Below are 24,626 nucleotides of genomic sequence, written 5' to 3'. Positions count from 1 at the left end.
GTTTTCCTCTCGCGCCGGTCCGGCCCTCGCCCGGCCGCGGCAGACTTCAGGCGGCGACCGGTTCATGACGAACCTCTTCCTCTCCATCGCCTTCGACGGCATCGCCTACGGGATGCTGCTGTTCACGATCACCATCGGCCTGTCGATCACGATGGGGGTGATGAACTTCGTGAACCTCGCCCACGGCGCCTTCGCCATGGGCGGCGGCTACCTGCTGGTGGTGCTCGCCGGCGATCTCGGCATCCCCTTCCTGCCCGCGCTGGCGCTGATCGCGCTCGTCTTCCTGGTGCTCGGCGCCGGCATGGAGGCGGTGCTGTTCCGCCGCTTCTACGGCGCGAGCCCGCTGCTCCAGGTGCTGCTCACCATCGGCATCGTGTTCATCTCCATCGCCGCGGCGACATACGCCTTCGGCCCGCTCAGCGCCGGCATCCGCATCCCGGACTGGCTGCAGGGCCGCTTCGCCGTCGGCTCGATGAGCTTCCCGGTCTACCGCACCATGGTGGTCGGCTTCGGCGTCGCGCTGGCGCTGATGCTGTGGTTCGTCCTCGACCGCACGCTGGTCGGCGCCCGGGTCCGCGCCGCGGTGTCGAACCGCGCCATGGCGGAAAACATCGGCATCAACGTGCCGCTGCTGTTCTCTGCGCTGTTCGGCGTCGGCTCGGCGCTCGCCGCCGTCGGCGGGGCGCTCTCCATCGAGATCTTCGGCCTCTCGCCCACCTACGCCCTCGACTACCTGGTGCTGGTGCTGCTCGTCGTCATCGTCGGCGGCATGGGCTCGATCCGCGGCGCCTTCGCCGCCTCGCTGCTGATCGGCATCATCGACAACGCCGGCAAGTTCCTGCTGCCCCAGTCGGGCGCCTTCCTGATCTACCTGGTGGCCTTCGCCGTGCTGTTCTGGCGCCCGTCCGGGCTGTTCTCGACCGTGGAGCATTGACGATGGCGACCGGATCCGCCCCGCGCGCGAAGTTCACCCAGGTCGAAGGCCCGATCTGGCTCTTGATCCCCGTCTACCTGGCGGCGATCGCCTTCTATCTCCTGATGGGCAAGCAGCTGCATCTCGGCATGGCGGTGGTCAACATGATCATCCTCGCCCTGTCGATCGACTTCATCCTCGGCTTCGCCGGCATCAACTCGCTCGGCCAGGCGGCGCTGTCGGGCGCCGGCGCCTACATGGCGGGCTTCCTGCCGGTCTATTTCGGCTGGGCGGAGCCCATCACCGGGCTGATCGTCGCCGGCCTCGTCGGCGCCGCCATGGCCTACGTCACCGGCTTCATCGCGCTGCGCGGCGGCGAGCTCACCGTGCTCGCCATGACCATCATCGTCGCCGCCATCCTCTACAAACTCGCCAACACCTTCCAGGGCGTCACCGGCGGCTTCGATGGCCTGCGCGGCATCGACATGGACAAGCTCCTCGGCATCTACAAGTTCGACCTGTGGGGCCGCACCGGCTTCGTCTATTCCGTCTGCGTGCTGTTCGTCATCCACCTGGCGCTCCGCCTCATCGTCACCTCGCCGTTCGGGGTGATGATGCGCGGCCTGCGCGAGAATGCGGTGCGGATGCGGGCGCTCGGCACGCCGGTGTTCCAGCGGCTGCTCGCCATCTACGCCATCGGCGGCTTCGTCGCCGGCGTCGCCGGCGGCCTGCAGACCCAGACCAGCGAGTTCGTGTCCATGGAGGTGTTCGCCTTCCACGTGTCGGCCACCGCCCTCACCGTGGTCATCATCGGCGGGCTCGGCCGGCTCTACGGCGCCTTCATCGGCGCCATCGTCTACGTCGTCTTCCAGGACGTGTTCGCCAAGCTCGCCCCGCAATACTGGTACTTCTGGCTCGGCCTGCTGCTGGTGCTGGTGGCGCTGTTCGCCCAGGGCGGCGCCGTCAGCCTGATCGACCGGACCGCCGCCCGGCTCGGCCTAGCGGGGAGGCGCGGCAAATGACGACGCTCGCGCACCCCGCCGCCCCCGCGCCCGCCGCCGCCGCCGAGCCGCCGGTCCTCCAGGTCCGCGACCTCTGCCTGTCGTTCGGCGCCATCCGGGTGGCCCGCAACATCTCCTTCGATCTCGCCCGCGGCGAGCGGCTGGCGCTGATCGGCCCCAATGGCGCCGGCAAGACCACCCTCATCAACCTGCTCACCGGGGTCCTGAAGCCCGACAGCGGCGCCGCCACCCTCGGCGGCCGCAACCTGCTCGCGCTGAAGCCGCACCAGCGGGTCCGCGCCGGCCTCGGCCGCACCTACCAGATCACCTCGCTGTTCCGGGCGATGACGGTGTTCGAGAACATCTTCGTCGCCGTGTCGGAGCGGATGGGCGGCGCCGCCGTCCTCTGGCGGCCGGCGTGGTCGCGCGCCGACGTCTGCGCCGAGGTCGACCGGATCCTGGAGATCGTGTCGCTCACCGACGTCGCCGGCGAACGGATCTCCGACCTGCCCTACGGCCGCCAGCGCCTGGTGGAGCTCGGCCTGGCGCTGGCGCTGGAGCCGAAGGTGCTGCTCCTCGACGAGCCGGCCGCCGGCATCCCCCACCGCGAGGCCGAGGTCGTCCAGCGCACCGTCGACCAGTTGCCCGACGACATCGCCATCATCCTGGTGGAGCACGACATGGACCTGGTGTTCCGCTTCGCCCGCGAGATCCTGGTGCTGGTCGAGGGCGCCGTCCTGCGCCGCGGCACGCCCGACGAGATCGCCGCCGACCCGGAGGTGAAGCGCATCTATCTCGGGAGCGCCGAATGACCGCCGCCGCCGCAGAGACCCGCGCCCCGGCCCGCACCGCCGCGTCGCTGGCGCTCGCCTCCGTCACCGCCGGCTACGGCGAGCTGAAGATCCTCGTCGACCTGACCCTGGAGGTCGCCCCCGGCGAGACCGTCGGCATCATCGGCCGCAACGGCATGGGCAAGACCACGCTCATCTCCACCATCGCCGGCCGCACCCGCGTTCACGCCGGCGAGGTCAGCCTGTCCGGGCGCCCGATCACCGGCGAGAGCCGCGTCGCCCGCAGCCGCCTCGGCATCGGCCTGGTGCCCCAGGAGCGCGAGGTGTTCCCCACCCTCACGGTGGAGGAGAACCTCCGGGTCGCCGCCCGCGACGGCGGCTGGAGCGTGGAGAAGGCCTACGCCCTCTTCCCGCGCCTGAAGGAGCGGCGGCAGAACCTCGGCGCCCGGCTGTCCGGCGGCGAACAGCAGATGCTGTCGATCGCCCGGGCGCTCATGTGCGACCCGTCGCTGCTGCTGATGGACGAGCCCTCCGAGGGCCTCGCCCCCGTCATCGTCGACGAGCTCTATGTGGCGCTCCGCCGGATCGTCGCCGAGCAGGGCCTGACGCTCCTGCTGGTGGAGCAGAACGTCCACCGCGCCCTCTCCTTCGCCGCCCGCGCCGTCGGCCTGCGCAACGGCGAGATCGTCTACGACGGCCCCTCGCGGGTGCTGCTCGAGGACGAGTCCCGGCTCGACCGCATCATGGGCGTGCGCGCGGAGTAATCCCCGCGCCCGCGACCGCCTTTTCGAGCGCTATCCCCGCTGCGCACGGGTGCGCGCGGGCCGATGCGCGCGCGTTTTTCGGCCGCGCGCAAATTCGCGCGGAAACGCGCAGAATCGCGCAGGGCTTTCGGCTGCGCGCGCGCAGCATCCGCGCGCACCGTCGAACGCTTCAAAAAATCGTTTTTCTCTTTGACAATCGAATTTCTGGTGACATGATCCCTGCAGGCAAGGAGGTACCGTCATGGCCAACGAATTCGATCCCGACCTGCCTTCCAACCGGATGGTCTTCGAGGTCCGCCGGGACAATGCGGTCTGGCCGCACTTCCCGGAGCGCTGCGAGGAGCTGATGGAGGCGTACGGCCTCAGCGAGCCGGAGAAGCAGGCGTTCCGCGACATCGACGTCCGCCGCCTCGGCGAACTCGGTGTGCACCCCTATTTCCTGCCGCAGATCACCCGGCTGTTCCACGGCGGGGCGCGCAACACCAGCAAGAGCGCCGCCGCCGAGGCCTACCGGAAGTCGTTCGGCGACCAGATCGTCGAGCACCAGAAGAAATAGCACCCCTGAGCCCGCCGCCCGGTTTCCGCCGGGCCGGCCGGCCGAGGCTCCCGGCGCCATTGCCGCCTGCCCGCACGGGCGGGCGCGGCCTGTCCGGGACCGTTTGAGGAGGAAACGACATGGCCGAATTCGTCTCGATCATGGGCATGGCCCACGCCCCCGGCGTGACCGGCTGGCTGGACTCCTGCCCCCAGGAGGAGCAGGACGCGATCCAGGCCGGCTACGGCGAGCTCGGCCAGATCATGAAGGACGCCAGGCCCGACGTGATCATCGGGGTGGCCAACGACCACCTCCTCAACCTGCCGCTCAAGAACCCGCCCCACTGGCGCGTCGACGAGGCGGCGGAGTGGAACGGCCCGGCCGAGTTCTTCAAGGCCTGGCTGAAGCAGCCCGGCTACCACGTGAAGGGCCGCCCCGACGTCGCCGCCAAGATCCATGCGATTGCCAGCGCCGAGGGCCACAACATCGACAAGGGCTCCGGCCTGCTGTTCGACGACAACTGGTCGGTGCCGCTCTGGTACCTCGGCTACGACGTGCCGATCGTCCCGATCCACATGAACTGCATCAACCCGCCGGTGCCGACGCCGGAGGAATGCGTCGCCTTCGGGCGGACGCTGCGCCGCATCGTGCGCGAGGAACTCCCCGCCGACCTCCGCGTGGCGCTGATCGCCACCGGCGGCCTCTCCCACGAGCCGGGCGGCCCGCGCTACTTCACCATGGACGACACCTTCGACCGCTGGTTCCTCGACCTGATCTCCGAGAGCGATGCCGACAGGATCTGCCGCGAGGCGACGGTCGAGCGGATGAACGCCGCCGGCGGCGGCGGCACCACGGAACTGCTGGCCTGGATGGTGGCGATGGCCGCCGCCGGCGGCGCCCGGGGCCGCCCCACCTTCTACGTCCCCAGCGCCGAAATGCGCTGCGGCGTCGGCGCCGCCGTCTGGGAACAGTTCGCCTGAGCCCCTGCCCGCTCGGAAGTCCCCTTCCCTGTGCCAAACAGAAAAGCCCGCGCAACGCTGCGCGGGCTTTTCCGTATCCGGTCAAATCGCGTGGGGAAACGCCTCAGGTTTCAACTGCAGACCCTGCAGAAGAGTATTCCGCCGCGCCAGTGTTTCTTGCCATTCCTGCGCTTCCCTATCCTTAAAGAATGAAGCTTGTGGCGCCAACCGCGCAACGGCTTCCTCAACTTCCTCAAGAGAAACTCGAAAAAATTCTTTCCGCATATTCGCAATATTAATTCTTCTATCAGCAAAATTTCTATGCAAAGCGGCCTCCAAGGCGGGCGCTTCATCTGAATATATCATCGCGTGAGTATCAAAAGAGAATGGTACGCTTGCATCTCCAAGCTCCCTAACGCGATCATCGGGATCAAGCCTCCTTGTCAGGCCAATTTTGACTACATCTTCACCAAATGAACCAATATTTGAGATGATGTAGACATACCCGCATCTGGTCATCTCCGCCATCGATCGGGCCCTCTCGCTCGCATCGTGCGCCGCAGCCAGGGCGGCCTCCAGTTCGGCGATCCTAGCTTGCATCGAGGAAGTTACATTCCCACCGACAACCTCATTGCGGGCTTTATCAAGAAGCGCCTGGTACTTTTGCTCCTCTCTTTCAGCGGCTTCCGCCTCCGCGAGAAGCTTCTTCTCCTCTCGCTCGGCTCGAGCAAGCTCGGCACGTTCCTCCTTCTCGATCTTCTGCTGCTCACGGTATTCGTGTGTGAGATGAAGTTCGTCTAGCTTAAGCGCCACGTACTCTTCATTAATCGTCAGCTTCATCGAGGAGTTGCTGCTGTCGATCGCCTTGGCAGCATTAAGAATCCGCTTTTCCATAGCGACCACATTATTCCAACGCGCATTGGCAATGGCTGCATCACACTCGTTGTTGAATGCCCTCATCGTCAGCCGCATCTGGCGGTTCACCATTGTTTGGCCTTTTGAGCGGCTTCCGTCGACAGTCCAATCACTCGGACAAAGCGTAGCCGTTTTTGCAGCGACCATTGCCTTCTGTCGGTCGCGACCTTCCGCAATTCTTCTCTTGTAGGCCTCACTGTCTCCGAAATCGAAATGCGGCTCATAAAGGCCGAGTTCCGCAAAGGAAAGTCGCTCGTCGTAGATAGCTACCCGGCGCTCCAAATTGCTTAGAACTGCTCTCTTCTCTGAATATATTGACTGAATACTTAAAATATTCGCTTGCGCCTCAGCTTCTTCAATGAGCAGTCGTGATATTTCATCTTCCAATGAAATTACCGGTGAGAACCGAGCCTTCATGGCCTCAGCCTCTTGGCTAACATTTGCCAGATCAGCTCTGACACGCTTGAGCCGCCTGCGCAGAAAGAGAAGGAGCACAAAAAACAGTACCGGCAACAGCATCCAAATTAACAGACCAATCTCCAAAGGCCCCATATCACCCCCCACCAACGCATTGCTGACAATCTCTGCGGGAGCTTAGAAATTTTCGTTACACCAATAAACCCCTATAATATCACCACATTTCCCCGATGAACGGGGCGCCGCACTTCTAGGAAGTAAAGTTCACCATTTTCGCGTGCATGCGGCGCGCCGCGACGATGAAGCTTCTGCGAAAGCGGAAATTCAAAGGAAGAAGCGCCAGAAGCGGCGGCATGAAACCAGAGCGTGGACGCGCTGCTCTCCGTGGCGCCCGGCCAGACCCGACACCATGTCCATCAGCACCACATGGGCCCCCAGTCTAGGCCCCATGGATTCCCGCTTTCGCGGGAATGAACGGCGTGTTTGGCTCAAGCCCGAGGCCCAACAAGCTTGCCCTCTCCGGAGATAGCCCCGCGACAAGCCGCTCAACGCCCCCCACCCGTCTGAACTTGCTCCGCGGCAGATATTTTTGCTCCGCTCATCCCCGCGAAAGCGGGGATCCATGGGGAGCTGCAGCAGACACGGCAGGATGAAATCCGGTGCGGACGCGCTGCTCTCCGGGGCGCCCGACCAGGCCGGAGACCGTGCCCATCTGAACGAAAAGCGCCCCTTGGTCCCGCCCTATGGATCCCCGCTTTCGCGGGGATGAGCGGAGAACGGGATACGGAAAGACATCCGGGCCCGACAAGCGGCGACCGTCGCCGTCATCACCCGTCTTCGTCCTTCCTGACCGTAGCTTTCCCGCACCTCCGCGCTGAGTCTTCCCGCCTCAGCCCTTCCAGTGCCCGGCGATCGCCTCGCGGGGCAGCACGTCGCCGAACAGGAAGCCGATGTTGGCGATGGTGGCATCGTGCAGCGGCGGCGCGTGAGAGGCGACGCAGTCGACGGCGAGCACGCCGTAGAAGCCCCGGCAGACCGCATCGCGGAAGCTCGTCTCCACGCAGACGTTGGTCTGCACGCCGGCGAACACCAGCGTCTCGATCCCCCGGTTGCGCAGGTAGGCCTCCAGCTCGGTGCCCACGAAGGCGGAATAGCAGTGCTTGTCGAACAGCGGGTCTTCGGGACCGGGCGCGAGACCGTAGAACTCGTAGCCCCAGCTGCCCGGCGCGCAGCACACGCTGGTGGACCGCTCGCGCTGCTTGGCGAGCATTCCGGACGGAAGCTTGGAGGGCTCGTAGTCGGCCCGCACCCAGATGACGGGCACGCCCGCCGCGCGGGCATCGGCGACCAGCGCCGCGATGGGTTCGGCCACCGCCCGGCACGGGCCGGCGTCGCGGCCGACCACCGTTTCCACGTAGCCGCCCTCGGCGCAGAAATCGTTCTGCATGTCGATGACGATCACCGCCGACCGGGTGGGCGCGAGCCGCGCCTCGACACTCTCCAGAACGTCCGACATTTGGGGCCTCCTGCGGGTTGGCGGTTGCGGCGCCGGCCGGAGCCGGCCGGGAGCGACGGGGTCTAGATCAGTTCGCGGGCGGCCTGCAGACCCGGCATCAGCGCCAGCGCGTTGTCGCGCTCGATGGCGGCAAGGTCGGCGGCGCCGAGTTCGAGGCCGGCGAGGCCGGCGATGGTGCTCGTCATGGTGTCCTCGGCGGCGAAGGGAAAGTCGCTCGCGAACAGCACGTGGTCGGTGCCGACCAGCTCCAGCAGCGCGGAGAAGGCGAAGCGGTTCGCCGACAGCGCCACGTCGTAATAGTGGCGCTGCAGCTCGGCGATCACCCCGTCGGGCACGAACTTGCGGTAGTCGGGCCGGCGCTCCAGCCGCCCCATCCGCTCCGCCAGGAACGGCACCGCGCCGCCGGCGTGCGAGAAGATGAAGCGGATGTCCCGGCAGCGCGTGAAGCTGCCGGTGAAAAGCAGGTTGGCCACCGCGCGGGTCGTCTCGAACGGAAATTCCAGCGTCGCGGCGGGAAGTCCCAGGAGGTTCGCGTCGACCGATTCCGTCGGGTGCACGTGGACCACCGCCTTGCGGCGGTTGAGTTCGTCCAGCACCGGCGCCAGCGCCGCATCGCCCGGATAGGTGGTGCCGTAGCTCGTCAGGATGCAGACGCCGTCGGCGTGGAGCGTGTCGAAGGCGTAAGCGATCTCGGCAAGCGTCGCGTCGACATAGGGCAGCGGCAGCGTGGCGAAGTTGCCGAAGCGGCCGGGGAAGTCCTGCTGCATGCGGGCGACGTACTCGTTGCAGGCGCGCGCCATGGCGACGACGTCCGCCTCCGCCGCGAACGGCAGGCCAGGCGCGGACAGCGAGGTGACCGCGGTGGCGATGCCGTTGCGGTCCATCGCGTCGATCGAGACCGACGGCGACCACTCCGGGCAGCGGCCGGAAACGATCATGCCGGCGATGGCCGGCGCGCCGACCGCCCGCACGTAGTCCGGCGGCAGGATGTGATGCTGGACGTCGATGCGATGCGGATCCGTCACCGGTTCATGTCCCGTTTGCCAATTTTTGGCGGCGTCGGATCCACGCGCGACTCGCGGACGGATCGCGGCACGCCGCCGTTCACTCCGTCCAATTTATTTCAGAAAATCGATATTTGCAAAATCTACCAGATTCCAACGGCGCATTTATCCCCGTGCCTGTACCCCGGGGACAAACCGGCCGGAAGACGCCCCTCAGCCCTCGGCGGAGGGGAACAGCGCCCTGGCGAGACTGCGCCCGGAGTTCTTGATGTGGACCTTGAGGAGTTCCGAGGCGAGGCCGGCGTTGCGCTCGATAGCGGCGTCGAAGATCGCCTTGTGCTCGCGCAGGAGCGTCTCCTTCGGCACCGCCTGGCGGGCGACGGCCTGGCGGCGGTAGCGCTCCGACTGCTCGGCCAGCACCATCACGAAGCGCAAGAGCCAGGGCGACCCGCAGTTCTCGATGAGCGCCAGGTGGAAGGCGCGGTTCTCGCGCTCCCATTCGCCCGACAGCTCCATCGGGTTGACGTCGAGGGTGACCTCGACCCGCGACAGGCGGTGGAACGCCGCCACCACGCCGCTTTCCCAGTCCAGCGTCGCCCGCTCGATGGAGCGCTCCAGCGCTTGCGGCTCCAGGAACAGCCGCATGTCGGTGATGTCGTTGAATTCGTCCGGCGAGATCGCCGCCACCCAGTAGCCCTTCTGGCCCTTGGCGGTGACGAGCCGGTCGGCGGCCAGCCGCGACAGCGCCTCGCGCAGCGGGCTCGACCCGAAGCCGTAGGTGGTCCGCAGGTGGTCGAGCAGCAGCTTGCGGCCGGGCTCGAACTTGCCCGACAGGATGTCCTCGCGGATCATCGCGTGCGCGGCTTCGGACTGGGTGGCGAAGGCATCGGCGCCGGACCCGAGATCCGGCCGCGCCCTCAGTTTCTGCGTCTCGCTCAGCGGATCCTCCGTCATCAGCAGTGTCGGACGGTGCGCGTCCATGGATCCTGCCCCCGCGGCCATGCGGAAAGGAGGGTCACCTGATCGCCACCGACCATCGGGGACAGCTCTGCGCCGATCCCGACGCGCGCAATCCTCCACCGGTCGATGTCACTCGATCCGGCCACCATCGGCCGGACCATACTGCAAGAATCGGTATTGCTCCAGAATGCCCATAAGGACGCCGGCCGATGGCGCCCCGGCGCGGCGGTGAACCCCGAAAATCGGACCGGCTCCGGCCGTCCAGCCTCCAAGATATCGATTTTGGCGCAAAGAACGACATTTTTCTACACGCAAACCGTGCAGAATTCGCCTTCCGGCTTGTGAAAATATGGATTTCTGGGCACGGTCGCCACACCGTTGCGGGCGAGCGCCCAGACCTTTTCCGTCTCCCGAGCGGCCGAGCCGGTGCGAGACTCGCACGGATCGCGATTTCACCGAGCGGATCACGTTCGAGGTCCGCTCGAGCCGACCAGGCATCCTTCAGAGACCTTCTCCATGTCCGACCCTTCCTCCGCCATCGATCCGTCATTCGCACCCGGCGAGCCGATCCTGAAGGACACCATCGCCGAAATGACCTCCGGCGAGGTGGTGGACGCGATCGGGCGCGGCGCCATCGCGCTGTGGGCCTTCGGCGTCGTCGAGCAGCACGGCCCGCATCTGCCGACCGGCACCGACATCTACATCCCCTCCGCCCGGCTGCGCCTGGTGAAGGCCCTGCTCGCCGCGGACGGGATCGAGGCGCTGATCGTGCCGCCGTTCTACTGGGGCGTGAATCACGTCTCGGCGAGCTTCCCGGCGTCCTTCCGGGTGCGGCCGGAGATCATGGTCGGGCTCATGTGCGACGTGATCGACAGCCTCGGCGGCGATGGAATCCGCCGCCTCTTCTGCGTTTCCGGTCATGGCGACGCCCTGCACAACAAGGCGGTGCTGGAGGGGGTGACCAGGAGCTCCCGCGCCGACGGCATCCAGGCCGCGTTCGTCGCCGACCCCGGCCTGTTCGCGCGCATCGGGGCGGATCCCGGGGACCCGCACGCGCTGGCGACCCTGCCCGAGCCGGCGCCCGCACCAGCCGGCCCGTACGCCGACGTCCATGCCGGCGACTGGGAAACCTCCCTGATGCTGGCGCTCAACCCGGAGGTCGTGCGCGACGAGAAGATCGCGGCGCTGCCGCCGACCAACCTGACGGCCGACGACCTCGCCGAATGGCGCAAGGGCCACGACCACGCCAGGCGGGTGACGCCCGACGGCTATCTGGGCGATCCCGCCTCTGCCGACGCCACGCGCGGCCGGGCCGATCTGATCCGCGACGCCCGCGCCATCGCCGAGGCGATCAAGGCGCGGCTCGCCGGGACGCGGTAGTCCGCCTACAACGCCCTACCCGATCAGCTCGATCCTGGTGCGGTGGAGGCTGGCCGGATCGGCCGAACGACCGACCGCGATCTCGAAGGAGCCCGGCTCGGTCCGTGGCGTGAGGTCCTGGCCCAGGAAGGCGAAGGCGTCGGCCTCCAGCCGGAAGCGCAGGACGCCGCGATCTCCCGGCGCCAGCCCGATCCTGGCGAAATCCTTCAGCTCCAGCAACGGCCGCGCGACGCTCGCAACCGGATCGCGCAGGAACACGAACACCGTCTCCTCGCCGCCGCGCGCGCCGCGGTTTTCCAGCCGCACCAGGATGTCGACCGCCTCCCCCGGCCGGAAGGTCCAGGAGTCGCCGCCGGCACGTCCCGGGTCTCCCACCTCGACCGCGGCGATCTCGATCGCCGCGAACGACAGGCCGTGGCCGAAGGCGAACTGCGGCGTCACCGGGAGATCCAGATACTTGCTGGTGTAATGGTCGTCGGCGTTGAAGGGCCGGCCCGAGGGGCGTTCGCCGGCATGGATCGGGATCTGGCCGACCGCGCGTGGCCACGTCACCGGCAGCCGACCCGTCGCGTCGGCGTGGCCGGTGAGGACATCGGCGATGGCGTGGCCCGCCTGATGGCCGAGGAACCACGTCGCCAGCACGCAGGGCGCCCGTTCGAACAGCCATGGCGCAATCAGCGGCCGGCCGGAGGAGAGCAGCACCACCACCGGCCGCCCAGAGGCGAGCACCGCCTCGGCCAACGCCCGTTGGGCTTCGGGAATGCCGGGGTCGGCGCGGCTGGCCGCCTCGCCGCTCATCGCTGCCGTCTCGCCGAGGCAGAGCACCACGAGGTCGGCCGCCTGGAGGTCGAGGGAGGTGAAATTCGCGATCGCGTCCGTGTCGGTCGCGACGGTGTCGATGCGCGCCTGCGGCAGCGCCGCGCGCAGGCCCTCGACGATGGTGACGGGGGTGGCTCGGTCGCCGGCACCCCACCAGGGGCCGACCATCTCGGCGCGCGCCTCGGCCAGCGGCCCTGCGACCACGATCCGGGTTAAGCCGGGCGGCACCGGCAGCACGCCGCCGTCGTTCTTCAACAGCACGATGGAGCGGCGGGCCGCCTCGCGGGCGCGCTCCCGGCGCGCCGAGGCGACGCCGGCCCCGGCGGCCTGCTGGCGGCCGGTCGGAGCCTCGAACAGGCCGAGCCGTTCCTTCAGCGTCAGCACCCGGCGGACGGCGGCGTCGATGTCGGCGAGGGCGGCGAGGCCGCGCTCCAATGCCTCCGGCAGGCCCTGCTCGAAGGCCGGGCTCATCATGTCGATGTCGACGCCTGCGGCGAGGGCGAGCGCCGCCGCCTCGGCAAGGTCCGCCGCAATGCCATGGTTCAGGAGTTCGGCGATGGCGTTGTAGTCGCTGATCAGCACGCCCTCGAAGCCGAGCTCGCCGCGCAGCCAGTCGCGCAGCAGCGGCACGTGGGCGGTCATGGGCATGCCGGCGATGTCGTTGAAGGCCGGCATGATCGCGGCGGCGCCGGCCCGGACGGCCGCCGCGAACGGCGGCAGGTAGACGTCGCGCAGGGTGCGCTCGGAGATGTCGACGGAAGCATAGTCGCGGCCGGCGGCGGGAGCGCCGTAGGCGGCGAAGTGCTTGGCCGTCGCGGCGATGCTGCGCGGATCGGCAAGCGCGGCCCCCTGGAAGCCGCGCACCTTGGCAACGGCCATGCGGGAGGCGACCAGCGGATCCTCGCCCGGCCCTTCGGCGATCCGCCCCCAGCGGGGGTCGCGCGCCACGTCGATCATCGGCGCGAAGGTGAGATCGATTCCGTCGGCGGCCGCCTCCTCGGCGGCGGTGCGGGCGGTCGCCTCCCACAGGTCCGGGTCGAACGCAGCCGCCTCGCCAAGCGGGATCGGAAACACCGTGCGATGGCCGTGGACGACGTCGAAGCCGAAGAACAGCGGGATGCCGAGACGGCTTTCCTCGACGGCGATTCTCTGCATGGCGGCCGTCTCGTCGGCGCCCCAAAGATTGAGCAGGCTGCCGATGCGCCCGTCGCGCACGCCCGAGGTCGGATCGCCGGCGGCGACCGGGCCGGTCACGGGAGTGCCCGCCGTCACCATCACCAGCTGGCCGATCTTCTCGGTCAGCGTCATCTCGGACATCAGCGCGTCGATGCGGGCCACGTTTCACTCCCGGGAAGCCACTCGGCACGCCAAGCCTTCGGCCGCGCCGGGGCCGGTGTCAAACCGCTTGCGAGCCATCGGCCGCTCGGGTCTAGATCGCGACACGTTGGAGCGGAATGCAGGCGGAAAGCCGGTGCCCCCCGTTTTTCCCGATCCCGCTTGCGCAACCACGACACGTCGGAACCCGGATCGATGACAGACGCCCCCGCCAGCCTGGAGCAGCCCCCATCGCACGACGGCGAACCCGAACCCGCCCTGCCTGGCGTCATGGCGCTGGTCCGGTCGATGTACACCTCGTTCCGCGCCTCGCCGACGCGTAACAGCGTGCTGTGGATCACCGGCGGGCTGGTCGGCGTGGTCCTGTTGACGGCCTACGGCCAGGTTCGGCTCAACGCCTGGAACCAGCCCTTCTACGACGCCCTGCAGCGCCGCGACCTCAGCGAGTTCCTGCAGCAGCTGATCGTGTTCGCGGTGATCGTAAGCGCGCTGCTGGTGCTCAACGTGTCGCAGAACTGGCTGAACCAGATGATGAAGCTGAAGCTGCGCGAGGGCCTCGTCCACGAACTGCTCGACCAGTGGCTGAAGCCCGGTCGCGCCTTCCGCCTGTCCGGCGCCGGACGGATCGGCGAGAATCCCGACCAGCGCATCCACGAGGACGCGCGGCACCTGACGGAGCTGTCGACGGACCTCGGTGTCGGCCTGTTCCAGGCGACGATCCTGCTGCTGAGCTTCATCGGGGTGCTGTGGGTGCTCTCGGCCGACGTCATGTTCACCGTGCGCGGCGAGACGTTCGGCGTCCCCGGCTACATGGTCTGGTGCGCGCTGTTCTATGCCGGCACCGCCTCGCTGGTGAGCTACCTCGTCGGCCGGCCGCTGTTTTCGCTCAACGCCGAGCGCTACGCCCAGGAGGCGGAACTGCGGTTCGGGCTGGTGCGCCTCAACGAGAACATCGACGACGTGACGCTGTCGCGCGGCGAGAGCGACGAGCGGGTTCGCCTCAACAGCGAGCTCGCCGACGTGCTGCGGATGATGCGGCGGATCGTGACGGCGCAGACCAACCTGACCTGGGTCACCGCCGGCTACGGCTGGTTCACGCTGATCGCGCCGATCCTGGTGGCCGCGCCGGGCTACTTCGGCGGCGACCTGTCGTTCGGCCAGCTGATGATGGTGGTGGGCGCCTTCAACCAGGTGCAGCAGGCGCTGCGCTGGTCGGTCGACAACTTCTCCACCATCGCCGACTGGCGGGCGACCTTCGGCCGCGTCGCCGTGTTCCGCGAGGCGGTGATGACCATGGACGTGGTCGAGACGGCCGACGTGGAGCGGATCCAGTTCGTCGTCACCGAGCAGCCGATGATGGTGATCGAGAACCTGAAGGTGGCGACGCCCGCCGGCGCCATCATGCTCGATCCGCCCCGCCTGGAGTTGCGGCCGGGCGACCATGTCCAGGTGACCGGCGACTCCGGTTTCGGCGGTCATTTCCTGTTCCGCGCGCTGGCAGGGCTGTGGCCGATCGGCTCCGGCCAGATCGCGCTGCCGGCCGGCGACGAGATCGCCTTCATGCCGCGCCATCCCTACATGCCGCCCGACACCCTGCGTGCCGTCCTCGCCTATCCGGCGGCGACGAGCGCCTACGACGACGCCAAGATGGCGGCCGCGCTCGAGAAGGTGGGGCTGGAGCGGATGGCCTCCCAGCTCGACCGACGGTCGCGCTGGGACCGGGAGCTGCCCCACGAGGAGCTGCAATGCATCGCGTTTGCGAGAATGCTGCTGCACCGGCCGAAATGGATCGTCATCGACCAGGCGCTCGGCGGCCTGCAGGAGCGCGGCAGCAAGCAGATCCTCGACGCGATCCAGTCCGACCTGCCCGACGCCGGCATCCTCAACATCGGACGCACCGACGCGGAGGGCTTCTTCCAGCGCACCCTTCGGCTGGTCCACGACCCGGCCGGCAAGCGCTTCTCCACCAGCCCGGAAACGCTCGCCAAGGCCGCGCCGAAAGGCGGCGCGATCGCGGCCGCCCGATGAGCGGAACCGCGACCACCCCTCGCCCCGATCCGGCCCTGCCCGACGAGGCGCTGCTGGACGCCATCCAGCGGGCGACCTTCGGCTTCTTCTGGGAGGGCGCGGAGTCGTCGAGCGGGCTTGCCCGGGACCGTTGCCGCAACAGCCGCGAGCCGGACGCCGACGACGATCTCGTCGCCATCGGCGGCTCCGGCTTTGCCGCCATGGCGATCGTCGTTGCCGCGGAACGCGGCTGGATCAGCCGCGACCAGGCGCGCGACCGGCTGTCGACGATGCTGGAGGCGCTGGAACGAGGCACCCGCCACCACGGCATGTATCCGCATTTCATGCATGGGCGGAGCGGCGCGACGATCCCCTTCTCCGAGCTCGACGACGGCGGCGATCTGGTCGAGACGGCGCTGCTGGTGCAGGGCCTGCTGATCGCGCGCGCCTACTTCGACCGGGCTGATGCTGCCGAGGTGCGCCTGCGCGCGCGCATCACCGCGATCTGGGAGGCGGTCGAGTGGGACTGGCACCTCGACGGCGGCAACGTGCTGCTTTGGCACTGGAGCCCGAACCACGGATTTCAGATCCGCCACGAGATCCGCGGCTGGAACGAATGCCTGATCGCCTACGTGCTGGCCGCCGCCTCGCCCACCCATCCCATCCCGCCGGAGGCCTATCACCAGGGCTTCGCGAGCGGCCCCGCCTTCCGGAACGGACAGACCTACTTCGACATCGAACTGCCGCTGGGCCCATCCTATGGCGGGCCGCTGTTCTTCGCCCACTATTCCTTCTGCGGCCTCGACCCGCACGGGCTCGCCGACCGCCATGCCGACTACTTCGCCGAGAACGTCGCCCACACCCGCATCAATCACGCATGGTGCCGGGAGAACCCGGGCGGCCACAAGGGCTACAGCGACGCGTGCTGGGGGCTGACGGCGAGCGACGACCCGGACGGATATGTCGCGCATGCGCCAGACGTCGACACGGGCACCATCTCGCCGACAGCGGCGCTGTCGAGCATGCCGTACACCCCGGACCTGGGGATGAAGGCCGCGCGGCATTTCCTGCGCGAGAAGCCCGAGACCTGGGGCCGCTACGGCTTCGTCGACGCCTTCTGCGAGGATCGGGGCTGGGTGGCCGACACCTATCTCGCCATCGACCAGGGACCGATCGTGGCGATGATCGAGAACCATCGGAGCGGCCTGCTGTGGCGGCTGTTGATGGCCGATCCCGACGTGCGCGCCGGGCTCGGCCGCCTCGGCTTCCGGAGCCCGCATCTCGCGCCGGGCGCCTGACGGGCCGGACGGAGGAGACCCGAGCATGGACGACGGCCTCGACGCCTGGATCGACCGCCAGACGGAAGCGTCGCGGATGCGGATGGCCGCGGCGCTCTCGCGCACCGATCTGGTCCACGAACGCGTCGGCTTCGGGTTCGCGGTCCGGCCGAAGCCGGGCTCCGTGCTCGCCTGCCCCCTCTCCGCCCACTACGACCCGGACCCGGACTACTTCTTCCACTGGTTCCGGGATTCCGCGACGGTGATGGAGGCGCTCCGGATCGACGCCGAGGACACCGGCGCGCTCACGGCCGCCAGGACCGCCGTCTCGGCCTTCGTGCGCTTCAACACCGACCTTTCCGGGATTGACGGACGGACGACGGCGCTGCCGCCCGACGTGGAGCCCGCGTTCCGGCGCTATCTGCGGCCACGCACCGAACTCGATGCCGTCGACGGCCGGACCGTGGTGCTGGAGGCCCGCGTCGAGGCGGACGGGCGGCTCGACGTGACCCGCTGGAGTCGGCCCCAGTGGGACGGGCCGGCGCTGCGCGTGCTCGCCCTGTCGCGCTGGTGGGACGGCGCCGATCCCGACGACCGGCCTGCCATGCGGCGGCTGATCGCGTCCGACCTCGCGCTGCTGGCGGACGGCGCGGCCGAGGAGAGCTTCGACATCTGGGAGGAGGAGTTCGGGCGCCATCTCTACAACGACCTCGTCATCGCGGCCGCCCTGGCGGAGGGTCCGACGCGCCTGGACGATGGACCGCTGGCGGCGCGCTGCGCGGCCGCGGCGGCCACCGTGGAGGCGCGGCTGCCGGCCTATCGCGCCGACGGTGGCGAGTGGCTGCGCGGGCGCCTGCCGGGCCGCGGCATCAGCGAGGAAAAGGCGCTGGACATCGCGACCGTGCTGGGCGTGCTCCACGCCGGGCGCACGGAGGGGCCGGCCTCGCTGCTCGATCCCGCCATGCACGGCACGCTCGCCCGGCTGGAGGCGCATTTCGCGGCCACCTACGCCATCAACCGCACCGGACCGGGCGCCGTCGCCCCGGCCATGGGCCGCTATCCTGGCGACGTCTACGTGTCCGGCGGCGCGTTCTATTTCTCGACCTTCGCCGCGGCCGAGTTCCACTTCCGGATCGCGGCTACGATTCGCACCGGCGCCCGGCTGGAGGTGATCCAGGCGAACCGGGGCTTCGTCGCGGGCGTGTTGGGACGGCCGGCCTCCGTCGCGGCGGACGGTGGATGCGATGAAGACCCGGCCGCCCTGGCCGCCGCCTTCCTGGCGCGGGGCGATGCCTTCCTTGCAACGGCAAGGGCGTTTGCGCCGGCCGACGGGGCGCTGGCGGAACAGTTCGACCGCACCGACGGACGGCCGGCCTCGGCGAAGGACCTCGCGTGGAGCCATGCGGCCTTTCTGACCGCTGCGGCCTGGCGAAGGCGCGCCCGGGAGAGTTCCTGAGATCCAAGGCAACCGTCGTGCAACGCGCGATGCTGCGCCTCGCCGACGGAAAATCGTTGCCAAACTCTGGCCGAAATCTCACACTGTGATAAAGTGACTCACTGCCAAACCACGAGATCGTCGGCACGAACCGACGCACACGGGAGGAAACACCAACATGATCAACAGGATAATTGCGTCCGTCGCCCTGTCGGCCGGACTGGCGTTCACCGGCGCGGCCAGCGCCCAGACGGTGGGCATGGCGACCTCCAATCCGGGGTCGCTCTACCACGGCATCGGCTCCGCCGTGGCCAAGGCCGCCAACGAGGCGGGCCTCAACACCACCATCCAGCCGGCCACCAGCCCGAACCAGTACCTGCCTCTGGTGGGCGCCAACGAGATGGAGTTCGGCGTCTGCAACCTGGAGGAATTCCTCTACGCCTACCAGGGCACGGAGTGGTTCAACGGCCGCGCCAATCCCGACCTGCGCATCGTCGGGCTGATCATGCCGCTCGAGGAAGCGATCTTCGTCCGCAAGGACTCCGACATCAAGACGATCGCCGACCTCAAGGGCAAGCCGATGGTCGACGGCTACACCGCCCAGAATACCATCCTGCCGCACCTGGACGCCATGTACGCGACCGCCGGCATGACCCGGGACGACGTACAGCCGGTGCAGGTGCCGAGCGTGGTCGGCGGTGCCGACGCCTTCATGGCGGGTGACGCGGTCGGCTTCATCTTCTCCCACGGCGCCGGCAAGGTGCGCGAGGCCGACGCCTCGGTCGGCGGCATCCGGGCGCTGACGGTCCCCGACACGCCGGAAGCGCTGGCGGAGATCCGCAAGCACTGGAAGACCGCCAGCATCGTGACCATCAATCCCGGACCGGCCTATCCGGGCGTGCTCGAGCCGGGCACCTACATGGAGTACCCGCAGGCGATCTTCACCAACGCGGAAGTCTCCGACGACGCCGTCTACAAGATGACCAAGGCGATCTACGAGAGCCAGAAGCTGCTCGGCGAGACGTTCCCGCCGTTCAAGCGGTTCGACCCGGCCAAGCACATGGTCGGCGACGTTGCGCCGGGCCAGTACCATCCGGGCGCGATCAAGTTCTACAAAGAAGTCGGCATCTGGAAAGAGTAGCACCGGATGTCCGAAACCCTGGTTCGGGAGCCCGATTCCGGGCTCCCGTTTGGACTGTGGCGACCGGTCGCCACGGCCCTCGCCGCCGCCGTCACGCTGATCGCCGGCGCCTGGTCGCTGGGCGTGCCGCGCATGGTCGGCATGTCATTCTATCCGCAGCAGTTCCTGGCGCTGATCCTGGCGCTGGCGCTGTCGCTCGCCATTCTCCTGACGACCCCGAAGCGCCAGAAGCGCACCGGTGGCCTGGCCTGGTATGACGCGCTGCTGGCGCTCCTGGGCCTCGGCGCCGGCCTCTACGTCGCGGTCGTCTACCCGCAGATCGTCAACCAGATCTTCTTCCGGCCGCCGGAGGCCTACGTGCCCGGCGCCATCCTCATCCTGCTGTCGCTGGAGGCCGTGCGCCGCACCACCGGCTGGGCGCTGGTCATCATCATCGCGGTCTTCCTGGCCTACGCGCTGTGGGGCGACGCCCTGCCGGGGCGGCTCGCCGGGCGCGCCTCCGACTGGCAGAAGCTGTCGGGATACATGGGCTACGATTCCAACGGCATCCTCGGCATCCCGATCGCCGTCGCGGCGACCGTCGTCACCGCGTTCATCTTCTTCGGCAGCCTGCTGAACGTGACCGGCGGCTCGCGCTTCTTCACCGATGCCGCGCTGCTGTCGATGGGCAAGCTGCGCGGCGGACCGATGAAGATCGCCGTCGCCGCGTCGGCGCTGTTCGGGTCGATTTCGGGCTCGGCCGTCGCCAACGTCGTGGCCACCGGCGTCGTCACCATCCCGATGATCAAACGCAGCGGCTATCCCGGCCACAAGGCCGCCGCCATCGAGTCAGTCGCCTCCACCGGCGGCCAGTTGATGCCACCGGTGATGGGCGCTGCGGCCTTCCTGATGGCCGAGTTCCTGCAGATCCCCTACTCCGACGTCGTGCTCGCCGCGCTGATCCCGGCGCTGCTCTATTACGGCGCGCTGTTCATCCAGGCCGACCTGGAAGCCGCGCGTCTGGGCATCGAGGCAGCCCCCGACGACGAGATGCCGACACGGCGCACCGTGATCGGCGGCCTGCACTTTGCCTTCGCGTTCGCGCTTCTGATCTACGCCCTCTTCGGCATGAACTGGCAGCCCGAGCGGGCGGCAATCCTCGGCTCAGGCGCGGTGATCCTGACCGCGTTCCTGTTCGGCTACGACGGGTCGCGGGCCTCCATCGGCGCCATTGCCCGGGCGTTCGTCACCACCGGCGAGAGCGTTGTGGAGATCATCGTCATCTCGGCCGCGGCCGGCATGGTGATCGGCGTCCTCAACATCTCCGGGCTGTCGTTCAACCTGACCTACGGGCTGGTCCAGATCGGCGGCGGCAGCGCGATCCTGCTGCTGGTGCTCTCGGCGCTCATCTGCATCGTGCTGGGGATGGGCCTGCCGACGCTGGGCGTCTACGTGCTGCTGGCGGCGCTGGTGGCCCCGGCGATGGTCGAGGTGGGCATCGAGCCGATCGCGGCGCACCTGTTCGTGCTCTACTTCGGCATGATGTCGATGATCACGCCGCCGATCGCGCTCGCCGCGTTCGCAGCGGCGTCCATCGCCGAGGCCGATCCGATGCGCACGGGCGTCGCGGCGGTGAAATTCGGCTGGGCGGCCTACGTGGTGCCGTTCCTGTTCGTCTTCTCGCCCGCCCTGATCCTGATCGGCAGCCCGGCCGAAGTCGTGCTCGCCGTGGTCACCGCCGCGCTCGGCGTCTGGCTGGTCTCGGCGGCGCTGGCCGGCTACTTCATGGCGCGGCTGTCGGCCGGCATGCGGCTGCTGTTCGCCGCGTCCGGCCTGCTGGCGCTGGTGCCGTCCGGCGCGTTCGACGGGGCGCTCTACACCGACATCGTCGGCGTCGTGATCGGCCTCGCGCTGATGGCGTTCTCGCTTTACGGCGCGCGGGTCCGGTCGGCGCCGGAGGCGGCCGGATGAGCGAAAGCAGCAGCCTGGAGCGGATGCTCGACATCCTCGGCCTGTTCGACGAGGCCCGTCCGGAATGGACGCCGGCGGAGCTCGCCGCCCAGCTCGGCTACTCGCGCCCGACGCTCTACCGCTACCTGAAGACGCTGAAGGGCGCCGGCCTGATCGCCAGCGTCGACCAGTCGACCTACACGGTGGGGCCGCGGGTGGTGGAGCTCGACTACCTGCTGCGCCGCGCCGACCCGCTGGTGCCGGAAAGCGACGCCGAGATCCAGGCGCTGGCCACCCGCTTTCCCGGCACCGCGTTCGTCTCGCGCTGGTACCGCGACCGCGTGCTCTGCATCAATTCCGTGAGCCTGTCGGAGGACGTGGTGTCGAGCTTTCCGCGCGGCCGGCCGATGCCGGTCGGGCGCGGCGCCACCTCCCACGTGATCCTCGCCCACCTGCCCCGTCGCCAACTCCTGCCGCTGATCGAGCCGCGCCTCGACGACTACCGGCAGATCGGCTTCGGCGCAGACCTGGAGGCCGTGTTGGCGCGCTACCGGGCCATCCGCAAGGACGGCTACATCGTCTCGCGCGGCGAGGTGCAGCCCGGCGTGGTGGGCACGGCGGCACCGATCTTCGGGGCCGGGCCGACGCCTATCGGCAGCCTGTGCCTGACGCTCTCCGACCGCCAGTTCGCCCCGCACGAGCCCGCCGCCATGGGACGCGAGATCGCCCTGACCGCGGCCCGCATCGGCGCCCGGCTCGCCTCCCGCCGCCACCTCGAGGCGGCCGAATAGACCCTTTCCCCTCCTCATCCCTTTCCGAGTAAGAAGGACCCATCGCGTGAAGAAGATCGACGTCTACAACCACATCTGGCCGAAGCGCTATTTCGACGAGCTGATCAAGGCGACCGGCGAGATGCAGGCGATCACCGCCCGTTCCGGCCGCGTCCCGATGATGACCAACCTCGACCGCCGCTTCGAGGTGATGGACATGTTCGGCGAGGACTACCAGCAGATCCTGTCGCTGGCCGCCCCCGCCCCCGAGGCGATCGCCGACCCGGCGAAGGCACTCGAGCTGACCAAGATCGGCTCCGATTCCATGGCCGAGCTCTGCCGCGATCATCCGGACCGCTTCCCGGGCTTCATCGGCACCGCCTCGCTGACCAGCGGCCAGGCCTGCGTCGACGAGTGCCGCCGCGCCGTCGAGGATCTCGGCGCCGTCGGCATGCAGATCTACACCAACGTCAACGGCAAGCCGCTCGACCTGCCGGAGTTCGAGCCGTTCTTCGCCTACATGGCCGAGGTCGGGAAGCCGGTGTGGATGCATCCGCTGCGCGCCCAGGATTTCCCGGACTACAAGACCGAGGACCGCTCGGAATACGAAATCTGGTGGACGTTCGGCTGGCCCTACGAGACCTCCGCGGCGATGGCGCGGATGGTGTTCTCGGGTCTGTTCGACCGCTGCCCGGGCCTGAAGCTGATCACCCACCATGCCGGCGGCATGATCCCGTTCTTCGAGGGCCGTGTCGGCGCCGGCTGGGACCAGATGGGCAAGCGCACGACCGACCGTGACCTCGGCGCCGTGCTGAAGACGCTGGAACGGCCGCACCTCGAGTACTTCAAGGACTTCTACGCCGACACGGCGACGTTCGGCTCCAAGAAGGCCATCGAACATGCGGTCGAGTTCTTCGGCGACGAGCACGTGCTGTTCGCCTCCGACGCGCCGTTCGATCCGGAAGGCGGCCCGCTCTACATCCGCCAGACCATCGCCATCATCGACAGCCTGGAAGACGAAGCGCTGAAGCGGAAGATCTACCAGGACAACGCCGTACGGCTCCTCGGTCTGAAGGCGCCGGCGTGAGCACGGAGACGTTCGACGCAGACGTCGTCATCGTCGGAGGCGGCCCGGTGGGAATCGGGCTCGCCATCGACCTCGGCCAGCGGGGCGTTCGCACCATCGTGGTGGAGCGCTACCCCGAGCTGCAGCCGGTGCCGAAGGGACAGAACCTGACCCAACGGACCATGGAGCATTTCCAGGCCTGGGGCATCGAGGACGAAGTCAGGGCCGCACGCACCGTGCGGTCCGACTACGGGATCGGCGGACTGACCACCTACCGCACGCTGATCTCCGACTACACCCACGACTGGCTGCAGCGGGAGCTGGTGCGGCCGTTCTACCACGCCGACAACGAGCGCCTGCCCCAGTACCAGACCGAGGCGGTGCTCCGGAAACGGGTGGCGGAACTACCGAGCGTCGAGGTCATCTACGGCTACCGGGCCGACGACGTGCGCCAGGACGCCGACGGCGTCGAGGTGTCGCTGACCGAGCGCCAGGGCGACGGGACGCGGACCATCCGCGCCCGCTATGCGGTCGGCTGCGACGGCGCCAAGTCGGTGGTGCGGGAAACCGGCGGCATCACCCAGACCCGGTCGGACCACGACCGGCTGATGGTGCTGCTGGTGTTCCGCTCGACAGAGCTGCACGAGCTCCTGAAGCGCTATCCGGGCAAGTCGTTCTACAACGTCCTGCACCCGGACCTGAAGGGCTACTGGCTGTTCTTCGGCCGGGTGGACCTGGGGACCACGTGGTTCTTCCACGCGCCGGTGCCTGCCGACACCACCAAGGACAACTTCGACTTCACCGCCTATCTGCACCGGGCGGCGGGGGCGGAGTTTGCTGTCGAGTACGACCACATTGGCTTCTGGGACCTGCGCTTCTCGCTGGCGGACAGCTACCGCAACGGCCGCATCTTCGTGGCCGGCGACGCGGCCCACAGCCACCCGCCCTATGGCGGCTACGGCGTGAACTCCGGACTGGAAGACGCGCGCAACCTCGGCTGGAAGCTGGCCGCCGTGCTGCAGGGATGGGGCGGCGACGCGCTGCTCGGTTCCTACGACCTGGAGCGGCGGCCGACGTTTGCGTCCACCGCGGGTGACTTCATCGAGAAGGCCATCTTCACGGACCGCGACTTCCTGGACACCTACGATCCGGCGGTCGACCGGGAGGCCTTCGAGCGGGAGTGGACCAAGCGCGGCTCGGGCGCCCAGAGCGAGGTGAACGCGTTCGAACCCCACTACGGCGCCTCTCCCGTGGTCACAGGGGCGGACGGCGACGACACCTCGTCAGTGGGCAAGCACACCTTCACCGCGCGGCCAGGCCATCATCTGGCCCCGGCCGCGCTGTCCACCGGAGGCAACGTTTCGGAGGCACTGGGCGACGGCTTCACGCTGCTCGCCTTCGGAGCCGACGATGCGTCGGTCGCCTCGATGGAGTCGGCCGCGCGTGCCGCCGGCGTTCCGCTGAAGGTGGTCCGTGACGTAGCGGGGGGCGAGCCAGACCGGTACGAGGCGAAGCTCGTGCTGGTGCGACCCGACGAGTTCGTCGCGTGGGCCGGCAACGCGGCCCCCGCCGACCCGGCCGGCCTGATGCTCAGGGTGTGCGGCGCAGCACCGACGGGGTAGCCACCCGGCCGGTAAAGGCTCTAGGTTGTCGTCGCCGCAGCGGATTCCGGTCGAAGCCGGCTACGCTGCT

Annotated in this window: 20 protein-coding genes; 15 read left to right on the top strand and 5 right to left on the bottom strand. The window is 68.5% G+C overall.

What is annotated here, in order from left to right; translation table 11 throughout:
- The first annotated feature begins 64 nt into the window (after nt 1–64).
- The 6 genes from AB7M35_RS20440 to AB7M35_RS20415 all read left to right on the top strand — a co-directional run bounded on the left by AB7M35_RS20440 (nt 65) and on the right by AB7M35_RS20415 (nt 4,984).
- Nucleotides 65–934 carry a branched-chain amino acid ABC transporter permease gene (locus AB7M35_RS20440; protein WP_453962307.1) on the top strand — a complete coding sequence of 290 codons (870 nt, stop codon included), beginning with the start codon at nt 65–67 and terminating at the stop codon, nt 932–934.
- 2 nt (nt 935–936) lie between these two features.
- Nucleotides 937–1,935: a branched-chain amino acid ABC transporter permease gene (locus AB7M35_RS20435; protein WP_453962305.1), complete on the top strand. Its 999-nt coding sequence runs from the start codon at nt 937–939 to the stop codon at nt 1,933–1,935.
- Nucleotides 1,932–2,726 (top strand): ABC transporter ATP-binding protein, encoded by a 795-nt coding sequence (locus tag AB7M35_RS20430; protein WP_453962303.1) that lies wholly within the window; start codon nt 1,932–1,934, stop codon nt 2,724–2,726. Before AB7M35_RS20435 ends, AB7M35_RS20430 begins: the two co-directional genes overlap by 4 nt.
- Nucleotides 2,723–3,469, top strand: coding sequence for an ABC transporter ATP-binding protein (locus tag AB7M35_RS20425; protein WP_453962302.1), 747 nt, complete (start codon nt 2,723–2,725; stop codon nt 3,467–3,469). Before AB7M35_RS20430 ends, AB7M35_RS20425 begins: the two co-directional genes overlap by 4 nt.
- A 241-nt stretch (nt 3,470–3,710) precedes the next feature.
- Nucleotides 3,711–4,025 carry a hypothetical protein gene (locus AB7M35_RS20420; RefSeq protein ID WP_453962299.1) on the top strand — a complete coding sequence of 105 codons (315 nt, stop codon included), beginning with the start codon at nt 3,711–3,713 and terminating at the stop codon, nt 4,023–4,025.
- 119 nt (nt 4,026–4,144) lie between these two features.
- A complete protein-coding gene (locus AB7M35_RS20415) occupies nt 4,145–4,984 on the top strand; it encodes a DODA-type extradiol aromatic ring-opening family dioxygenase (protein WP_453962298.1) in 840 nt (279 codons plus the stop codon).
- Between the two features lie 81 nt (nt 4,985–5,065).
- Here AB7M35_RS20415 and AB7M35_RS20410 read toward each other — a convergent pair whose 3' ends face one another.
- The 4 genes from AB7M35_RS20410 to AB7M35_RS20395 form a co-directional block, all read right to left on the bottom strand.
- Complete coding sequence (locus tag AB7M35_RS20410; protein ID WP_453962297.1) at nt 5,066–6,430, bottom strand: DUF4041 domain-containing protein; 1,365 nt, start codon at nt 6,428–6,430, stop codon at nt 5,066–5,068.
- A 754-nt stretch (nt 6,431–7,184) separates the two neighbouring features.
- Nucleotides 7,185–7,811, bottom strand: coding sequence for a cysteine hydrolase family protein (locus tag AB7M35_RS20405; protein WP_453962296.1), 627 nt, complete (start codon nt 7,809–7,811; stop codon nt 7,185–7,187).
- A 62-nt stretch (nt 7,812–7,873) separates the two neighbouring features.
- The gene (locus AB7M35_RS20400) at nt 7,874–8,836 is read right to left on the bottom strand and encodes an amidohydrolase family protein (RefSeq protein WP_453962295.1); all 963 of its coding nucleotides are present in this window, start codon (nt 8,834–8,836) and stop codon (nt 7,874–7,876) included.
- Nucleotides 8,837–9,028: 192 nt separating this feature from the next.
- A complete protein-coding gene (locus AB7M35_RS20395; protein ID WP_453962294.1) occupies nt 9,029–9,796 on the bottom strand; it encodes a GntR family transcriptional regulator in 768 nt (255 codons plus the stop codon).
- A 495-nt stretch (nt 9,797–10,291) separates the two neighbouring features.
- Between AB7M35_RS20395 and AB7M35_RS20390 the strand changes: the two genes are divergently transcribed.
- Complete coding sequence (locus tag AB7M35_RS20390; protein WP_453962293.1) at nt 10,292–11,155, top strand: creatininase family protein; 864 nt, start codon at nt 10,292–10,294, stop codon at nt 11,153–11,155.
- A 15-nt stretch (nt 11,156–11,170) separates the two neighbouring features.
- Here the strand turns inward: AB7M35_RS20390 and AB7M35_RS20385 are convergent, their stop codons facing one another.
- Nucleotides 11,171–13,312, bottom strand: a complete 2,142-nt coding sequence (locus tag AB7M35_RS20385; RefSeq protein WP_453962292.1) for a glycoside hydrolase family 3 N-terminal domain-containing protein — start codon at nt 13,310–13,312, stop codon at nt 11,171–11,173.
- 192 nt (nt 13,313–13,504) lie between these two features.
- Between AB7M35_RS20385 and AB7M35_RS20380 the strand changes: the two genes are divergently transcribed.
- The 8 genes from AB7M35_RS20380 (at nt 13,505) to AB7M35_RS20345 (ending at nt 24,556) form a co-directional block, all read left to right on the top strand.
- Complete coding sequence (locus tag AB7M35_RS20380; protein ID WP_453962291.1) at nt 13,505–15,337, top strand: ABC transporter ATP-binding protein/permease; 1,833 nt, start codon at nt 13,505–13,507, stop codon at nt 15,335–15,337.
- The gene (locus AB7M35_RS20375) at nt 15,334–16,614 is read left to right on the top strand and encodes a glucoamylase family protein (RefSeq protein WP_453962290.1); all 1,281 of its coding nucleotides are present in this window, start codon (nt 15,334–15,336) and stop codon (nt 16,612–16,614) included. The genes AB7M35_RS20380 and AB7M35_RS20375 overlap by 4 nt, the downstream gene beginning before the upstream one ends.
- A gap of 25 nt (nt 16,615–16,639) precedes the next feature.
- Nucleotides 16,640–18,049: a glycoside hydrolase family 15 protein gene (locus AB7M35_RS20370; RefSeq protein WP_453962289.1), complete on the top strand. Its 1,410-nt coding sequence runs from the start codon at nt 16,640–16,642 to the stop codon at nt 18,047–18,049.
- A gap of 157 nt (nt 18,050–18,206) precedes the next feature.
- Nucleotides 18,207–19,169: a TAXI family TRAP transporter solute-binding subunit gene (locus AB7M35_RS20365; protein WP_453962288.1), complete on the top strand. Its 963-nt coding sequence runs from the start codon at nt 18,207–18,209 to the stop codon at nt 19,167–19,169.
- 6 nt (nt 19,170–19,175) lie between these two features.
- Nucleotides 19,176–21,119 carry a TRAP transporter permease gene (locus AB7M35_RS20360; RefSeq protein WP_453962287.1) on the top strand — a complete coding sequence of 648 codons (1,944 nt, stop codon included), beginning with the start codon at nt 19,176–19,178 and terminating at the stop codon, nt 21,117–21,119.
- Nucleotides 21,116–21,889, top strand: a complete 774-nt coding sequence (locus tag AB7M35_RS20355; protein ID WP_453962286.1) for an IclR family transcriptional regulator — start codon at nt 21,116–21,118, stop codon at nt 21,887–21,889. Before AB7M35_RS20360 ends, AB7M35_RS20355 begins: the two co-directional genes overlap by 4 nt.
- 46 nt (nt 21,890–21,935) lie before the next feature.
- Complete coding sequence (locus AB7M35_RS20350; protein ID WP_453962284.1) at nt 21,936–22,955, top strand: amidohydrolase family protein; 1,020 nt, start codon at nt 21,936–21,938, stop codon at nt 22,953–22,955.
- Entirely contained in the window at nt 22,952–24,556 is a 1,605-nt protein-coding gene (locus AB7M35_RS20345) for an FAD-dependent monooxygenase (protein ID WP_453962283.1), read from the top strand. The genes AB7M35_RS20350 and AB7M35_RS20345 overlap by 4 nt, the downstream gene beginning before the upstream one ends.
- Nucleotides 24,557–24,626: the final 70 nt, after the last annotated feature.

It is taken from the genome of Amorphus suaedae, from assembly GCF_053629675.1.
The sequence above is the reverse complement of the archived record's forward strand: the minus strand, read 5'-3'. Positions and strand labels throughout refer to the sequence as shown.